The organism is Macrococcus sp. DPC7161 (genome assembly GCF_004117835.1).
In the GTDB taxonomy this organism is placed as follows: Bacteria; Bacillota; Bacilli; order Staphylococcales; family Staphylococcaceae; genus SDSC01.
In genome coordinates, this window is sequence record NZ_SDSC01000004.1 from 230,849 (window position 1) to 246,668 (window position 15,820).

Below are 15,820 nucleotides of genomic sequence, written 5' to 3' on the forward strand. Positions count from 1 at the left end.
TAAATGGAATTTAGAGATCAAGTATTAAATTTATTAGCAGAAGTAGCAGAAAACGATATCGTAAAAACAAACCCAGACGTACGCATTTTTGACGAAGGTATTTTAGATTCATTTGCAACAGTTGGTTTATTATTAGAAATTAATGAACAATTAGATATCGATGTAACAATTACAGATTTCGATCGTGATGAATGGGCAACGCCAAATATGATCGTTAAAGTATTAGAAGATTTAAAATGATAAAGAAATTTTTACCGGCACTGATCAGTTTCTTGATTTTTGGTATTTTTATATTGTTGCCACCAGAAGTCATCAAAAAAGACTTACCATTCAAAATTACGACAAGTAACGGTGCCAACTTGAATGAGACAACTTTTAAAGGGCGTACCATTCAGTCTGTCATGTTTAATGATAATAAATATTATCCGATTTTTGGTTCAAGTGAATTAGAAAAATTAGACCCATTTCACCCAATGCATGTTTTTAAACAATTGAACGTTGGTAAGACACCGTTCCTTATTGGTACTGGTGGTTCGACGGATTTAATTCATGCAATCAATATTGGTAGCCGTATTGGTGAAATTAAAGATAAGAAATTTGCGATTATCATTTCACCACAATGGTTTACAAAAACAGGAATTGACGATAATAACTTTTCGGCAAGATATTCACAATTACAACTGGATTACTTTTTAAATAATCCAAATGTACCGGATAAATTAAAACGCCGAATGAGCACTAGATTGTTAGATTTTACAATGACTAAAAAAGATCCACTTGTGAGAAGTTATGCTTACAATCAACCTAAAATTGTTGATGAAGAAGCGACGATAGCTGATAGTTTATATTCAAATTTACTTGAGAAAAACGATATTGTGAAATCTAAAATGATGACACCACATAATCGTTTCAGAAAAGTAGACCAAGTGGATTTAAAAGGTCAAGATTGGTATCAAATTAGAGAAACAGCAGTTGAGTATGGTAGTAAACAAGCAACGAATAACCCATACTTTATGAGAAATAAATATTGGAATATGATTCAACATCATAAAAAGAAACTTTATCGTCCAGATGAGTTTTATGTAGATTCAAAAGAATTTGAAGATTTTCAACTACTATTAGATGTATTAAAAGCATCTAAGGCTGACCCGTTAATCATTTCAATACCAGCAAATGCTAAATGGTATGATCATATTGGTATTGATTCGAAAAAACGTTGGAAAGTTTACGATAAAATTCATGCAATGGTAGATAAAGAAGGATTTGATTTTTATGATGCAACCAATAAAGAGTATGAACCTTATTTCTTAAGTGATGCAGTTCATATTGGTTGGAAAGGTTGGGCTTATATTGATGAACAAATGATTCGTCATATTAATAATAAGCCGATTCAATTTAACTAATCTTTCTGAGGATAAATTAATAAGCGCTAAGAATGTAAAAACATTTTTAGCGCTTTATTATTGAATATGAGCTGTTTGATATGATTTATATTAATAGTGTGAATCGACATATTTTGTTACTTGAGGTAACTGAATATATCCGTCTGCAACGATATTGTCATCCATTGTAATTAAAGGATAAAATAATTCGTCGTCATTGATTTTTTCGATATATGATTGATCAATATCACTAACATCTTCAGCATTCATAATATCGATGTATGAATAGTTGAATTGAAGATTTGGATATTTGCGTTCTAAATTCGGTTTGATCCAATCAAAGATATCTTTAGAAGTCGGTGCATTCACACAACTCGCACAAACAATATCAGCACCAAATACTTTAACATTTATCATAATAAAACATCCCCCTTAAACAAAATAAATAAATATGCTATAGTTATTATATTATACTATGTATACAAAAGAATAGTCATGAAAGTGAGTGAGAATATGTCGAACGAAACGACAATGTTTGATGCAGTTAATGAAGTATTAGAAAAATTACGTCCATTCTTATTACGAGATGGTGGCGATTGTGAATTAGTAGATGTAGAAGATGGTATCGTAAAATTAAGATTACTAGGTGCATGTGGGACATGTCCATCGTCAACAATTACTTTAAAAGCAGGTATTGAGCGTGCTTTATTAGAAGAAGTACCTGGTGTTGTTGAAGTAGAACAAGTATTTTAAATTTATTAGAATAATAGAGTCAAAAAGGGTTAAGGCAAATTTGCCTTAACCCTTTTAATTTAACCATTATGAAATTTATATAACCATAAAACACCTGATTTTAAGAGGCGAGCTAATCGACCTGTTACAGTACGATCCATTAAATAAGCAAATCCTTCTTTCTCACCTAATGAACCTAAGAAGCCTTGTAATTTTAATTCAGGCATTTTTTCAGGTAACACCTTTCCTTGCCAAACATTTGTTAAAACCTCAACAATTTGTTCCGCTTGAACTTCTGCTAATTGTGCGCTCGGTGCATGTGGTAAACTTGCACAGTCTCCAACGACATATACATTTGGGTATTGTGGTAATTGATGATATTGATTGATCTTAACGCGATTACCTTCTCCAAATTCAACAGGTAAGTTTCTTACGATTTCAACAGGTTGAATACCTGCAGTCCAAACACAAATATCTACTTGATGAGAATCTTCATTATTATATAATACGCCAGGTTCTACTTTAACAACATTTGAATTTGGAATGACTTCAACTTGATGTTTATCAAACCATTTTTTTACGTAGTTACTTAACTTTTCTGGAAAAGCAGGTAAGATACGTTCACCACGATCAAATAATTTAATATTTAAATCTTTTCTTGATTCGCGTAATTCACTTGCAAGCTCGATACCACTTAAACCAGCGCCAACAATTCCTACTGTGCTTCCTGATGGTAAATCAGCAATTGCTTGATATGTTTTTCTTGCTTGTGTCATTGTTTGAATACTAAATGTATGTTCTTTTGCCCCAGGAACATTATGATACTTATCTTCGCAACCCAGTCCGATAATCAATTCATCATAATCAACTTTAGAGTCTCCAACTGAAATTAATTGGTTCTCTAAATCGATTGATGTAATTTCACCAAACACAGTATTTAATCTTGCGTCTTTTGGAAAATCAACGCGAACATCTTTATCTGATTCGGTACCCGCAGCAAGTGCATAAAACTCTGTTTTTAATCCATGAAAAGGAATTCTGTCAATTAGTGTAATGTTGTATTCACTAGGTAAAGTATTCGGCAGTAATTTTTGCATGACGCGCATATTACCATAGCCGCCCCCAAGTAATACGAGATTTTTCATAGCTTATTCTCCCCATTGTTATATAAGTCATTTTTCTTTTTGTTTTGCATTAATTAAATTATAATATATATTACGATTTAATGAAATAATGTGTCGACTTTTCGTATGCATTCATGTATAAAGATTTTTTATCATATTTAATAATTTTTTTGAATGGAGAATTTATGAATCCAATAGTAGAGTTTTGCATTTCAAATTTAGCTAAAGGCAGTCAAGTTGTATTTGACGAATTATCACAAGATGACAGCATTGACGTTTTAGAATATGGATGTTTAACGTATTGTGGCATGTGCAATGATAGTCTTTATGCACTTGTGAATGGTGATGTTGTTAAAGGTGACACGCCTGAAGCATTGAAAGCAAATATTTATGAACATATAGAAGCAACATGGAATTTTTAGGAGGTATTTGATGAGTACAGTAATATTAACAGAAGCAGCAGCTTATGAAGTGAAATCAATGATGGAAAAAAACGGATTGCCTAATGGTTATTTAAGAATTTCAGTTAAAGGTGGAGGGTGTACGGGTCTTTCTTACGGCATGAGCGCAGAAGAAGCACCAAGTGATACTGATGAATTATTGGAATACTACGGTGTCAATGTTCTCGTTAGTAAAGAAGATGCCCCCATTTTATATGGTACAACCATTGACTTTAAACAATCGCTAATGGGCGGTGGCTTTGCGATTAGTAATCCAAATGCGATTGCATCATGTGGCTGTGGTAGCTCTTTTAGAACAAAAGATGTAGCGGGTACACCTGAAAATTGCTAAAACGTTAATTTTTATTTCTTACAGTTGAAACATGACTTGAATTAATATTATAGAAGTATTATGATAGATACTGTATAAATTAAACTAATTATGTGACAAAAATCACATAAGCCATAACTTTTAAATATTATGAAAACAGGTGAAGCAGATGAGTTTTGAAAGAAAAAAAGTTGTTGTACTTGGTGCAGGTTATGCAGGATTACAAACTGTAACAAAATTACAAAAATTAGTTTCAGCACAAGATTGTGATATTACATTAATCAACAAAAATGAATACCACTATGAATCAACTTGGTTACATGAAGCTTCAGCTGGTACAAGAAGCTATGAAGATTGTTTATATCCAATTAAAAATGTATTAAACAATGAAAAAGTTAAATTTGTTGTTGCAGAAGTTACAAAAATCGATCGCGATGCTAAAATTGTTGAAACATCTAACGGTTCATTCAACTTTGATATTTTAGTTGTTGCTTTAGGATTTGAATCTGAAACATTCGGTATTTCTGGAATGAAAGAACATGCATTCCAAATAGAAAATATCAATACAGCGCGTCGCATTGCTAATCATATTGAAGAGCGTTTTGCACATTATGCAAATGCATCTGAAAAAGACGAAAAAGATTTAGCAATCTTAGTTGGTGGTGCTGGATTTACTGGTGTTGAATTATTAGGTGAATTAGTAGAAAAAATCCCAGCATTGTGTAAACAATATGGAATTGATCAATCTAAAGTAAAAATTACTTGCGTTGAAGCAGCTCCAAAAATGTTACCAATGTTCTCTGAAGATTTAGTAAAATATGTTGTAAGTTATTTAGAAAAACGTGGTGTTGAGTTCAAAATTGCTACACCAATCGTTGCAGCAAATGAAAATGGATTTGTTGTTAAAGTAAATGAACAAGAAGAGCAATTATATGCAAACACTGTTATTTGGGCAGCTGGTGTTCGTGGTTCAAAATTAATGGAAGAATCATTTGAAGGTGTTCGTCGTGGTCGTATCGTAAACCGCGAAGATTTACGTATTGATGGATACGATGATATCTTTGTTATTGGTGACTGTTCAGCAGTAATGGTTGGTGAAGGCGAAAATAAACGTCCATTGCCAACAACAGCTCAAATTGCAATGCAACAAGGTGAATTTACAGCTAAAGCGATTAAACAATTATTAGCTGGTGAAAAATTATCTAAATTTGAATATGTTGACCGTGGAACAGTATGTTCATTAGGTTCTCATGATGGCGTAGGTGTTGTATTCGGTAAAGAAATTACTGGTAAAAAAGCAGCATTTATGAAAAAATTAATCGATACTCGTGCAATCTTTAAAATTGGTGGCGCAGGAATCGCTTATAAAAAAGGTAAATTTTAATCATTTAATTTAAGAGTCATCTTATGATGATTAAATAATATATGTAATTGAAGAGTCGAGTAACCTCGGCTCTTTTTATCCGTTAGGGGTGATTTATTTGCGAAAGTCTAAAGTTTGGCTTGGTGTATCAGGTATCGTTACAAATCAACGTGGAGAATGGCTTGTGTTAAAAAAGCAATATAGCGGTTTAAAGGGAAAATGGAGTTTCCCTGCAGGATTTGTTGAGGCTGGAGAGGCAATCGATGATGCAATCATTCGTGAAGTGAAAGAAGAGACAGGGATTGATTGTGACGTAGAGGGCATATTAGGTGTAAGAAGTGGTGTTATTAAAAATGATATTTCAGATAATATGATTATTTTTAAATTAAAAGCCACATCAGAAGACATTTCGACTCATTTACCTAACGATGAAATTGAGTGTGCCAAATGGGTCGACAAACAATCATTACTCAATATGGAATGTTCACCAATGATTTATGAATTTGTTCGATATATGCCAGGCTTTAAGCCATTGCAAAATACGACTTCACCAGGTAAAGTATTTAATTATACTAAGTATCATTTATATTATTAGGAGGCAATATGACAGCTGTAATTCAATTGATTATTTCAGTAGTTCTGTTTTTTGTATTGTTTTTTGGCATCGCATTTATATTAAATATGTTGTTAAAATCTACATGGATCATGACAGCACTTTATCCTTTTGTTGTATTTGCGATTGTTGATAAAATTTCTACAGCAGACTATATATTAAAACCATCTTATGCGTTTCATATGTTATTTACAGGTCTTAAAAATATGATGCCAGCAGATATCATCATGTTATCAGGTGGATTTATTGGGGCAATCACTGCAGGATTTGTAATTAAAAATTTAAGAAAAAGTGGATATACGATGTTTTAACTGAAGAACAAGTTCTTCAGTTTTTTTTATAGGGTTGACATGTTTTTAAAAATACTTTACTATGGTAGTACTTTACCAAACTAAAGGAGTGATTTTTTGATTAACGCAGTATTATTAGCAATCATCGTAATGATTGTATTAAGTTTATTAAGGTTGAATGTTATTTTAAGTTTGTTTATTGGTGCACTAACTGGTGGTTTAAGTGCAGGATTAGGTTTAGATAAAACTATTTCTACTTTTACAAGTGGCATTGTTGATGGTGCAGATATCGCTTTAAGCTATGCATTATTAGGTGGTTTTGCAGCATTAATTTCATATTCAGGGATTACAGATTATTTTGTAGCCAAAATTATTGATAAATTAAATCAAGAAAATACACAGAAAACACGAATCTTCACGAAAGCTTCGATTTTTATTTTCCTTTTAATTTTAAGTTGTTTTTCTCAAAATATCATTCCTATTCACATTGCTTTTATTCCAATCGTTGTACCGCCTTTATTAAGTTTATTTAATGAATTAAAGATTGATCGACGATTAATCGCAGTGATTCTTACATTCGGTTTAACATGGCCATATGTATTATTCCCATACGGTTTTGGTTATATCTTCCACGGTATCATTAAAAAAGGTTTTGACAAAGCACATTATGCAATTCAATTTGATGATATTTGGAAAGCAATGGTGATTCCATCTTTAGGATTCATCGTAGGTTTAATCATCGCTTTATTTATTTACCGTAAAGATCGTACATATAATGACGTTTCATTTACGACAAAAGCTCCGCCTGAAAAGTTAAATCCAGTGTTAGTAACTTTAACGATTGCAGCAATTTTAGGTACTTTCATCGTACAAACTTTAACAGGATCAATGATTTTTGGTGCATTAACAGGTATATTGATATTCTTCATTTCATTTCAATATGATTGGAAAGAAATCGATGCTGAGCTTGTTGAAGGTATGAAAATTATGGCATATATCGGTATGGTTATGTTAGTAGCGAATGGATTTGCGAGCGTAATGACTGAAACGCACCAAGTAGAGACATTAGTTAAATCTATGGTGAATATGACACATGGTTCAAAAAGTTTAACAGTCATTGCAATGTTGATTATCGGTTTATTAGTAACACTTGGGATAGGATCTAGTTTCGCAACGATTCCAGTAATTGCAGCCATTTTTATTCCAATGGGGCAAGCTGTTGATTTAAGTACAATGGCAATTATTGCAATTATCGGTACTGCAGGTGCATTAGGGGATGCAGGTAGTCCAGCAAGTGATTCTACATTAGGACCAACAGCCGGTCTTAATATGGATGGTCAGCACAATCATATTTATGATACTTGTGTACCAACGTTTTTATTATTTAATATTCCATTAATGGTGTTTGGTTATATCGCAGCTATGATATTATAAAAAGAAAAAGAGGTGTCATATGGATATACAAACATTAATGTCACAAGATAATTTAATGCATCATTTTGATATGAAGCTTGTATCGATGGAGCATGACAATGTAATTATTGAGATGCCAGTTTCATCGAAAGTCAAACAACCATTTGGATATTTACATGGTGGTGCAACCATTGCACTTTGTGAAACAGCAGCATCAATCGGAAGTGCAAACATTGTACCAAAAGGGTATATTCCATTAGGACAAACAATAAATGCGAATCATTTGTCTAGTGTAAATCAAGGTATTGTTACAGCAACAGCTCAACTGCTACATCATGGGAAAACATCTCATGTGTGGGAAGTTAGAGCAACTGCCAATGATAAATTAATTAGCATCGTCACATGTACGATTGCTATCAAACAAATGAAATCTTAGTGGGTATTTATAGTGTGAGTGAGCGATAACTTTGAAACTTCGCTCACTCAATATCAAAAACAGACGAAATTCTGAGTGAGTGAGCGATAACAGTATAACTTCGCTCACTCGACATATAAATCAAAAAAGACAAACACATAGCGTTGTGTTTGTCTTTTTTTATATATCAACTATTCTGTTTTATCTCTTTTTAAATCATCTCTAACTGTTTCTTTAGTATACGGCGTATTGATGAAATAAGCACTTCTCATAATTAAATGTCCACCAATAGGTCCTGTTAAAAAGATAAATAAAATCGCTAATAATAACGTTGGTTCAAAATGATGATCTTTTCCAATGAAATATAAGAATACTCCAAACATCAATAGCATAACCCCTAATGTCGAAGCTTTACTTGCTGCATGACTTCTTGTATACATATCAGGTAAACGGATTAATCCTATTGCAGAGATAACTGAAAATAAGGCACCTGTAAAAATAAAGAGCATACTAATGATTTGAATGATTGTGTCTATCATATTCGATAATCGCTCCTTTTTGAAGGAATTTTGCAAATGCCGTTGTACCTAAAAATGCAAGGACGCCGAGTAACATAATAATGCCGATGTAATGTTTTGTATTGAGTAATACTGAAAATAATGCAATCATTGCCATTAAAGAAATGCCAAGCGCATCAAGAGCAACGATTCTATCTGGTAATGTTGGACCAATTATTACACGATACAGAATGCCAAGCATCGCTAAAGATACGATAATTAAAGCAATAATAATTAAAGTCGTCATCGAACGCTCACCTCTTTTATGGCATCTTCAAATGATGTTTTGATGCCTTCAATTTCTGATTCTAAATCCGAGAAGTCTATTGCATGAATGTAAAGTTTAGATTTATCATCACTGACTGCAACAACAACTGTTCCTGGTGTTAAAGTGATGAGTAAACTCAGTAAACTGATTTCCCAATCTTTCTTTAACGACGTTGGATATTCAAAAAATGCCGGTGTAATATCAATCTTCGGTGACAATACAATTTTTAATACATTCATGTTGGCTTTAAATAATTCAATGATAAAGATATTGAAAAGTACAATACCTTTATACAATGGGCGTAAGTAAAACTTACCTGGTAGCATTGAACGCATCATCCACATAGCAGCTAAGCCAAATAAATAGCCGAGGATCATATTCCCAACACTTGCTGAACCTGTTAGAAAGCACCATAATGCGACTAAAGTAATATGAACTAATACTTGTATGGCCATTATTTCACCCCCGCATGATGTATATAATAATCAGGTTGATATAAGCTTTTTGCTGCAGATTCAATGAAAGGATATAAATCGCCTGCAAAAAGTCCAAATAATACAGCAGTTAATGTCATTAAAACACTTGCAATGAGCATTTTATGTATTGGGACTTTAGGATAGTCACTATGCGATTCTCTGAAAAATACATACAAAAAGATACGGATTACGGATATTAATACAACTAAACTTGAAATCAAAACAACAATTGCACTGAAAATGTGTTGCGTATTGAATAAGCTTTTAACGATGAACATCTTCCCGTAAAATCCACTTAATGGTGGAATGCCTGCTAACGATAATGCCGCTATGAAATAAGTCCAACCTAGTAAGGGATATGTTTTAATTAAACCACTAATATTACGCATATCTGTTTGATTGGTAATTTTAATAATAATTCCAATTAGCATAAACAAACTCGCTTTAATGATCATGTCGTGAATTAAATAATAAACAGCACCAATTGTACCATCTTTCGTTAATAAAATAGCACCAAGTAATATAACACCGACTGCGATGGTGATGTTATAAATGATGATTTTTTTCATGTCATAATAGGCAAGTGCACCGATACAACCAAAGATAATTGTAAAGATGGATAGCATTAATAAAATATTAAATGTGATTTCGTTACTTGTGCTAAAAAATAAACTATAAGTACGCATAATGGCATATACACCGACTTTAGTCAGTAGGGCACCGAAAAATGCAAGGATTGGCATTGGTGGTGCATAATAAGCTGAAGGTAACCAAAAATACAATGGAAACATCCCTGCTTTAGTAGCGAATACTAATATGAATAAGATAGCGATAATTGACACAATGGTTGGATCAACATCTTTAATCTTTTGTGAAATGTCTGCCATTTGTAACGAACCTACAACTGCATATAGCATCCCAATCGCCAATACGAAAAATGCTGACGAAGTGACGTTGATTAATATATATTTCGTACTTTCTTGTAATTGAATTTTAGTACCACCAATAATCATTAACACATATGAACTCATTAAAAATACTTCAAAGAATACAAATAAGTTAAAAATGTCTCCAGTTGTAAATGCACCGTTAATCCCTGTAAGCATAAACATAACAGATGCATAGTAATAATAACGTTCTCTATCAATGCCAATACTTTGATATGAATAAAATATAATCAGTAAAGTAATTAGCGAACTCGTCGTAACGAGTAATATACTTAAGCCATCACTCATTAAAGAAATTGCATATGGCACTGGCCAATTGCCAAGTTCTAAATGTATAGGACCATTTTGATGTACTTTGAACATTAATAGCATACAGATTAAAAATGTAATCAAAGTTCCTATGAATGCGACCATACGCTTTAATAATGCATTCTTACCAATAAAAATTAATATAATTGCAGTAATTGCTGGGAGTATGATTGGAAAAACAATAAGATTATTCATCTTCAGGGACCCCCTTATAAGTTGTGATATTATCTGTACCTAATTCTTTATAACTACGGTAAGCAACAACTAAAATTAATGCAGTCACTGCAAAACTGATAACAATTGCAGTTAATATTAATGCTTGGGGTAAAGGATCGACATATTTTTGAATATGTTTATCATAAATAGGTGCTTGCCCAGTCTTTAATTTTCCACTTGTGATAATCAGTAAGTTTACCGCGTGAGAAATCACTGCTGTACCGATAATAATTCGTAATAAACTTTTAGAGAGCATTAAATATACTGCAACAGAAATGAGTATACCACTTAAAATAATCATGATAATTTCCATTAGTCATTCTCTCCAATCGTTAAAATAATCGTCATCACTGTGCCAATAACGGCAAGCATTACACCCGTATCAAATAATACGGCTGTATGTAAGTGTAGTGTACCGATGATTGGTAAAGTAATTTCTCCAAATTTATGTGTGAAGAAGGGTTTACCTAAAATAATACTGAGAAGTGGCATTCCATAACAAAATGATAATCCTAGAGCAATGATCTTCTTAAAATCAAATTTAAATATGCTACGAAATGTTTTGATGTCGTATGCAATTAATATTAATATTAATGCACCACTAATCAATAAGCCGCCAACGAAACCGCCACCTGGTCCATAATGGCCGCCCATGAATGTTGCAAAACTAAACATCACAATTACGAAAAAGACAACGAGTGTACAAAATTGTAATATGACATCATTTTCTAGTTTCTTCATTTTGTACACCTCCAGTTTTACGTAATCTTATAATTGTATAAATACCGATACCGGCTATACCTAATACAGATGATTCAAATAGTGTATCAAAGCCACGGAAGTCTACTAATATGACATTGACCATATTTTTTCCTGCAGCTAAATCATACACATGTTTTTTGTAGTAGTCAGAAATTGAGCTGAAAGTTGGGTGACTGTAAGTCATTAAAGTAATCATTACAACACTAAATCCAACACCAACTGCGATTAATGCATTCATAGCACGGAATTTCTTTGTTTTTTCATATTTAAAATGTTTAGGTAAGTGATAAAAACATAATAAAAATAATGCTGTTGAAATAGTCTCAATAGATAATTGTGTTAAGGCTAAGTCTGGTGCATCGAAGAAAACAAAGAATAATGCTACTGAATACCCAATAGTACTTAACATAATGATGCTAAATAATCTTGATCGTGCAATTAATAACATCACAGCTGCAATTAAAGTGATGAGTATTAATATTGCTTCGTAAAAGGTAACAGGACTTAATTTTTCAAAATGAATATTAAAATCAGTTGTCATTAACGAAAGCACACTAATGATGATTAATGTTGAAAATATAAACAACATACTAAAACGAATTGTTGTATAAATTAAAGATTCATTGATACGATTACTTAAATTTAAAATGTTTTTACCTGTGCCATCGTAAAATGTATTAATTTTGAAGCGGTTTGGATATGTCATCACTTGCCACTTCGTAGTCATCACTAAAATGCATCCAATAATGATGATAATTAAAGTGATCATTAAAGGTAAATTAATGCCATGGAAATGATGAATGGCATCCACAGATACTGATTTATGAATGATGCTACTCGTGCTATTTTGTAGTAATGGCAATAATAGGTTAGGGAATACTGAAATCATCAACATGATACCGATTAACAACACTGGTGCTAACAAAAATAATTTTGTTGCTTCATGTGGCTTTTTCGGTGTTTCATTCGTTAATGGTCCAGTAAATACATTTTTAATGAATCGTATTGAATAAACAAATGTAAATATACTACCACCAATCATTAAAACAAGTAATAAACATTGAAGTATTGGATTGTTGATTAATGGATGATTTAAAGCATGAAGTCCTGAAGTTAACAGCATTTCTTTACTTAAAAATCCATTAAAAGGTGGTACACCAGCCATACTTAAACATCCAAGCATTGTGATTGTAAAGGTAATTGGCATCACACTGATTAAGCCATATAACTTTTTAATATCGCGTGTACCTGTTTCATGGTCGATAATGCCGACTGCCATAAATAATGCACCTTTAAAGCTTGCATGATTAATAATATGGAAAACACTTGCAGTAATTGCCATATAAAAATAAGTTTGATTGTTGTTAAAGCTTAATGCACCAAAACCGAGTAAACTCATGATTAATCCAAGTTGACTGATGGTACTATATGCGAGTAAGCCTTTTAAATCTTTTTGGAACACTGCATTAAAACTTGCATAAGCCATTGTCCATAATCCAACAAAAATTAATGCATATGTCCAAACTGAACTTGTAGCAAAAATAGGTGTAAATCTAGCAATTAAAAATAAACCTGCTTTAACCATTGTTGCTGAATGTAAATATGCACTTACTGGTGTAGGTGCCTCCATTGCATCTGGTAACCAAATATGGAATGGAAATTGAGCAGACTTCGTAAACGCTGCAAGTAATATCATTATCAGTGCAATTAAAAACATTGGATGATCTTGAATTTTATCAGCTTGATTCAACATGTTAATGATTGAGGTTGTATGTGTAATATTGACTAAAATCAATATGGCACCAAGTAACATTAAACCACCAAACACAGTAATTAACATTGATTTCATTGCACCATAAATAGATTTCTCTTTCGTAAACCAAAATGAGATCAATAAAAAGCTCGATATACTTGTTAATTCCCAAAAGAAATACAACATGTATACGTTATTACTATTTACGACACCTAGCATCGCGCCCATAAAGAGTAGTAAATAGGTATAGAATCGACCTAAATGTTCTTTCTTATTTAAATAGAAAATCGAATACAGTACAACTGCTGAACCTATTATCGTAATCAGTAAGCTAAATAATAAAGATAAGCCATCTACACGTAAATCTAAATTGATACCAAGTTCTGGCATCCAGTATACGATTTCCGAAATAGGTTTATTTATAATTTGCTGATAATTCATTAAAAAATAAATGGCGCAAATAACAGGAATGATTAAAGTAAATACACCTGTATGCACTTTTTTCCAATATCGGTATAAAATAATTGGAAATATTGAAAATATAAGTGGTAATAATACGATGAATGATAAGTGCAAATCATGACCTCCTTTTTGCATATACAAAATATTATACTAGAAAAAATACGCATTTTTCATACACCCACAATTTGATTGCTTTCAGATGTATAAAAAAATGCGTATTTTATAAATAAGAAGAAATCAAATAAAATAAAATGAGAATTCACAAAATTGTAACATTAAAAAGTCGTTTTATATTGTGTTTCGTAATCTTTTTTTAGTTGTGATAAACATGATAACGATTTTTGGTTAAAAGGTGTATCCTCTTGATTAAGTTTGGTTGTCATTTTATCTAAAGCTTGTTTTAAAGAATATACATAATCTGTAACTTCACCATCATAAGGCTTTAATAAATTTTCGTCGACAATTCGCTTTTCTAAATGACTTAATGCCTTTCTTTCATGGAAGAATACGCCTTCAACTTCTTTTCTTGCATGTAAGTCACCTTGTGTAGGATGGTTTATGACATTGATGACTTGAACTAAACAACCGTTTGGATGATCACCAATTTTTTCTACGATATATTTTCCTGTTTTGTGACTTAGAGTAAAGTACATTGTTTTTACCTCCGAATGTGTTAATATTAGTAATGGTTTAATCATAACACGAAGGAGAGATATTATGACAAATTATCCGCAATTAAGTACAGAAATTTCAGAAAATGATCGCGTTGTTAAAATGCATACGAATAAAGGGACAATGGAAATTAAATTATTCCCAGAAATCGCACCGAAAACGGTTGCTAATTTTATTGGTTTATCTGAGCAAGGTTATTACAATGGAGTAACATTCCACCGTGTAATTAATGACTTTATGATTCAAGGTGGAGACCCAACTGCAACAGGTATGGGTGGTCAAAGTATTTATGGCGATTCATTTGAAGATGAATTTTCAATGGAAGCTTTCAACTTATATGGTGCATTGTCAATGGCAAATGCTGGACCAAACACAAATGGTTCACAATTTTTCATCGTTCAAATGAAACAAGTGCCAGCACAAATGTTATCACAATTAAAACAAGGTGGATGGCCAGAAGCAATCGTTGATGCATATGCAGAACGTGGAGGTACGCCTTGGTTAGATCAAAAACATACTGTATTTGGTCAAGTGATTGAAGGTTTAGATGTATTAGAAACCATCGCTAATGTTCAAGTTGGAGCACAAGATAAACCAGTTGAAGATGTTGTAATTGAATCAATTGAAATTATTAAATAAGCAATCAAACAAATAAGTCATGAAATGTTCATGACTTATTTATTATTTCGATGTGTATAAATGATATAATGTTACAAATTGGAGTGTGATAAACGATGATGGATTTTTTATATTTTCCAGACAATAAAATGGAATACATCCCAGCGGTCATCAGCTTACTTTTCTTTATGGCACTATCATTCATTACATATCGTTATTTCAAAAAAAATTCTGAAAAAGAAGCGATAAAAATGAAAGCTTTTGAAGAAGAAGTTATGAAACGTATACAAGAGGAACAATAATGGATGCAAATTTTAATATTAAACTTTATCAATTGTTAAGCGATTGGAATCCAATGCAATTTGACGACACTACTCTAGGTGACGCTGAGTATTATGAAGTCATGGATATTGTTCACCAAAAGTTATCTCGCGAAGAAACAATTGCACGTATTCAAGGGGTATTTCAATACAGCTTTCAAACAACTATAGAACAATCACAAATAGAAACTCTGTTAAACAAAATTGAAATATTAAATCAAACATGCCAATGTAGTGAACCCAAAAAGTTGAACTTTTTATTAAGCTACTTTCATTAAAGCAAGATTTCTGTATTCTACAGGAGTCTTGCTTTTTAATTTTCTCTTCTTTCTAACGAAATTATAATATTCCATATAA

The 15,820-nt window shown here is 32.1% G+C and carries 23 protein-coding genes and 1 pseudogene; 13 read left to right on the forward strand and 11 right to left on the reverse strand.

The window, feature by feature from the left end:
• Positions 1-3 precede the first annotated feature (3 nt).
• Both dltC and dltD read left to right on the forward strand, forming a co-directional pair.
• Entirely contained in the window at positions 4-240 is a 237-nt protein-coding gene (gene dltC / locus ER639_RS07920) for a D-alanine--poly(phosphoribitol) ligase subunit 2 (protein ID WP_129065245.1), read from the forward strand.
• Positions 237-1,403 (forward strand): D-alanyl-lipoteichoic acid biosynthesis protein DltD, encoded by a 1,167-nt coding sequence (dltD, locus tag ER639_RS07925; RefSeq protein ID WP_129065246.1) that lies wholly within the window; start codon positions 237-239, stop codon positions 1,401-1,403. Before dltC ends, dltD begins: the two co-directional genes overlap by 4 nt.
• Before the next feature lie 90 nt (positions 1,404-1,493).
• On the opposite strand, the gene ER639_RS07930 is transcribed toward dltD, so the two are convergent.
• Entirely contained in the window at positions 1,494-1,799 is a 306-nt protein-coding gene (locus ER639_RS07930; RefSeq protein WP_129065247.1) for a DUF1462 family protein, read from the reverse strand.
• Positions 1,800-1,922: 123 nt separating this feature from the next.
• Between ER639_RS07930 and ER639_RS07935 the strand changes: the two are divergent.
• Positions 1,923-2,135, forward strand: a pseudogene (locus ER639_RS07935) (NifU family protein); the annotation flags it as partial.
• Between the two features lie 59 nt (positions 2,136-2,194).
• On the opposite strand, the gene ER639_RS07940 reads toward ER639_RS07935, so the two are convergent.
• Positions 2,195-3,259, reverse strand: coding sequence for an NAD(P)/FAD-dependent oxidoreductase (locus tag ER639_RS07940; RefSeq protein ID WP_129065249.1), 1,065 nt, complete (start codon positions 3,257-3,259; stop codon positions 2,195-2,197).
• Between the two features lie 164 nt (positions 3,260-3,423).
• Here ER639_RS07940 and ER639_RS07945 point away from each other — a divergent pair, with 164 nt between their 5' ends.
• The 7 genes from ER639_RS07945 to ER639_RS07975 all read left to right on the forward strand — a co-directional run bounded on the left by ER639_RS07945 (position 3,424) and on the right by ER639_RS07975 (position 8,124).
• Entirely contained in the window at positions 3,424-3,660 is a 237-nt protein-coding gene (locus ER639_RS07945) for a YuzB family protein (protein WP_129065250.1), read from the forward strand.
• A gap of 10 nt (positions 3,661-3,670) precedes the next feature.
• On the forward strand, positions 3,671-4,030 hold the full coding sequence (locus ER639_RS07950; RefSeq protein ID WP_129065251.1) for a HesB/IscA family protein: 360 nt from the start codon (positions 3,671-3,673) through the stop codon (positions 4,028-4,030).
• Positions 4,031-4,178: 148 nt separating this feature from the next.
• The gene (locus ER639_RS07955) at positions 4,179-5,393 is read left to right on the forward strand and encodes an NAD(P)/FAD-dependent oxidoreductase (protein WP_129065252.1); all 1,215 of its coding nucleotides are present in this window, start codon (positions 4,179-4,181) and stop codon (positions 5,391-5,393) included.
• A 97-nt stretch (positions 5,394-5,490) separates the two neighbouring features.
• Entirely contained in the window at positions 5,491-5,967 is a 477-nt protein-coding gene (locus tag ER639_RS07960; protein ID WP_205757704.1) for an NUDIX hydrolase, read from the forward strand.
• 8 nt (positions 5,968-5,975) lie between these two features.
• Entirely contained in the window at positions 5,976-6,296 is a 321-nt protein-coding gene (locus ER639_RS07965) for a YuiB family protein (protein WP_129065253.1), read from the forward strand.
• 96 nt (positions 6,297-6,392) lie between these two features.
• A complete protein-coding gene (locus ER639_RS07970; RefSeq protein WP_129065254.1) occupies positions 6,393-7,709 on the forward strand; it encodes a Na+/H+ antiporter family protein in 1,317 nt (438 codons plus the stop codon).
• Between the two features lie 19 nt (positions 7,710-7,728).
• Positions 7,729-8,124 (forward strand): PaaI family thioesterase, encoded by a 396-nt coding sequence (locus ER639_RS07975; RefSeq protein WP_483306235.1) that lies wholly within the window; start codon positions 7,729-7,731, stop codon positions 8,122-8,124.
• Positions 8,125-8,294: 170 nt separating this feature from the next.
• Here ER639_RS07975 and mnhG read toward each other — a convergent pair whose 3' ends face one another.
• The 8 genes from mnhG to ER639_RS08015 all read right to left on the reverse strand — a co-directional run bounded on the left by mnhG (position 8,295) and on the right by ER639_RS08015 (position 14,506).
• Positions 8,295-8,642, reverse strand: a complete 348-nt coding sequence (gene mnhG, locus ER639_RS07980) for a monovalent cation/H(+) antiporter subunit G (protein ID WP_129065255.1) — start codon at positions 8,640-8,642, stop codon at positions 8,295-8,297.
• Positions 8,614-8,907: a Na(+)/H(+) antiporter subunit F1 gene (locus ER639_RS07985; protein ID WP_129065256.1), complete on the reverse strand. Its 294-nt coding sequence runs from the start codon at positions 8,905-8,907 to the stop codon at positions 8,614-8,616. The genes mnhG and ER639_RS07985 overlap by 29 nt, the downstream gene beginning before the upstream one ends.
• Positions 8,904-9,383 (reverse strand): Na+/H+ antiporter subunit E, encoded by a 480-nt coding sequence (locus tag ER639_RS07990; protein WP_129065257.1) that lies wholly within the window; start codon positions 9,381-9,383, stop codon positions 8,904-8,906. Before ER639_RS07990 ends, ER639_RS07985 begins: the two co-directional genes overlap by 4 nt.
• Positions 9,383-10,855: a Na+/H+ antiporter subunit D gene (locus ER639_RS07995; RefSeq protein WP_129065258.1), complete on the reverse strand. Its 1,473-nt coding sequence runs from the start codon at positions 10,853-10,855 to the stop codon at positions 9,383-9,385. Before ER639_RS07995 ends, ER639_RS07990 begins: the two co-directional genes overlap by 1 nt.
• Positions 10,848-11,189: a Na(+)/H(+) antiporter subunit C gene (locus ER639_RS08000; protein ID WP_129065259.1), complete on the reverse strand. Its 342-nt coding sequence runs from the start codon at positions 11,187-11,189 to the stop codon at positions 10,848-10,850. Before ER639_RS08000 ends, ER639_RS07995 begins: the two co-directional genes overlap by 8 nt.
• On the reverse strand, positions 11,189-11,617 hold the full coding sequence (locus ER639_RS08005; RefSeq protein ID WP_129065260.1) for a Na(+)/H(+) antiporter subunit B: 429 nt from the start codon (positions 11,615-11,617) through the stop codon (positions 11,189-11,191). Before ER639_RS08005 ends, ER639_RS08000 begins: the two co-directional genes overlap by 1 nt.
• Positions 11,598-13,967, reverse strand: a complete 2,370-nt coding sequence (locus tag ER639_RS08010; RefSeq protein WP_129065261.1) for a Na+/H+ antiporter subunit A — start codon at positions 13,965-13,967, stop codon at positions 11,598-11,600. Before ER639_RS08010 ends, ER639_RS08005 begins: the two co-directional genes overlap by 20 nt.
• Positions 13,968-14,128: 161 nt before the next feature.
• Positions 14,129-14,506 carry a kinase-associated lipoprotein B gene (locus ER639_RS08015; protein WP_129065262.1) on the reverse strand — a complete coding sequence of 126 codons (378 nt, stop codon included), beginning with the start codon at positions 14,504-14,506 and terminating at the stop codon, positions 14,129-14,131.
• 64 nt (positions 14,507-14,570) lie between these two features.
• Between ER639_RS08015 and ER639_RS08020 the strand changes: the two genes are divergently transcribed.
• The 3 genes from ER639_RS08020 (at position 14,571) to ER639_RS08030 (ending at position 15,741) form a co-directional block, all read left to right on the forward strand.
• Positions 14,571-15,164 (forward strand): peptidylprolyl isomerase, encoded by a 594-nt coding sequence (locus ER639_RS08020; protein ID WP_129065263.1) that lies wholly within the window; start codon positions 14,571-14,573, stop codon positions 15,162-15,164.
• A gap of 95 nt (positions 15,165-15,259) precedes the next feature.
• Positions 15,260-15,445 (forward strand): hypothetical protein, encoded by a 186-nt coding sequence (locus tag ER639_RS08025; RefSeq protein ID WP_129065264.1) that lies wholly within the window; start codon positions 15,260-15,262, stop codon positions 15,443-15,445.
• On the forward strand, positions 15,445-15,741 hold the full coding sequence (locus ER639_RS08030) for a DUF1871 family protein (RefSeq protein WP_205757705.1): 297 nt from the start codon (positions 15,445-15,447) through the stop codon (positions 15,739-15,741). The genes ER639_RS08025 and ER639_RS08030 overlap by 1 nt, the downstream gene beginning before the upstream one ends.
• Here the strand turns inward: ER639_RS08030 and ER639_RS12575 are convergent.
• Entirely contained in the window at positions 15,724-15,816 is a 93-nt protein-coding gene (locus ER639_RS12575; protein WP_368665656.1) for an IS3 family transposase, read from the reverse strand. The two genes, ER639_RS08030 and ER639_RS12575, sit on opposite strands and share 18 nt — an antisense overlap.
• Positions 15,817-15,820 lie beyond the last annotated feature (4 nt).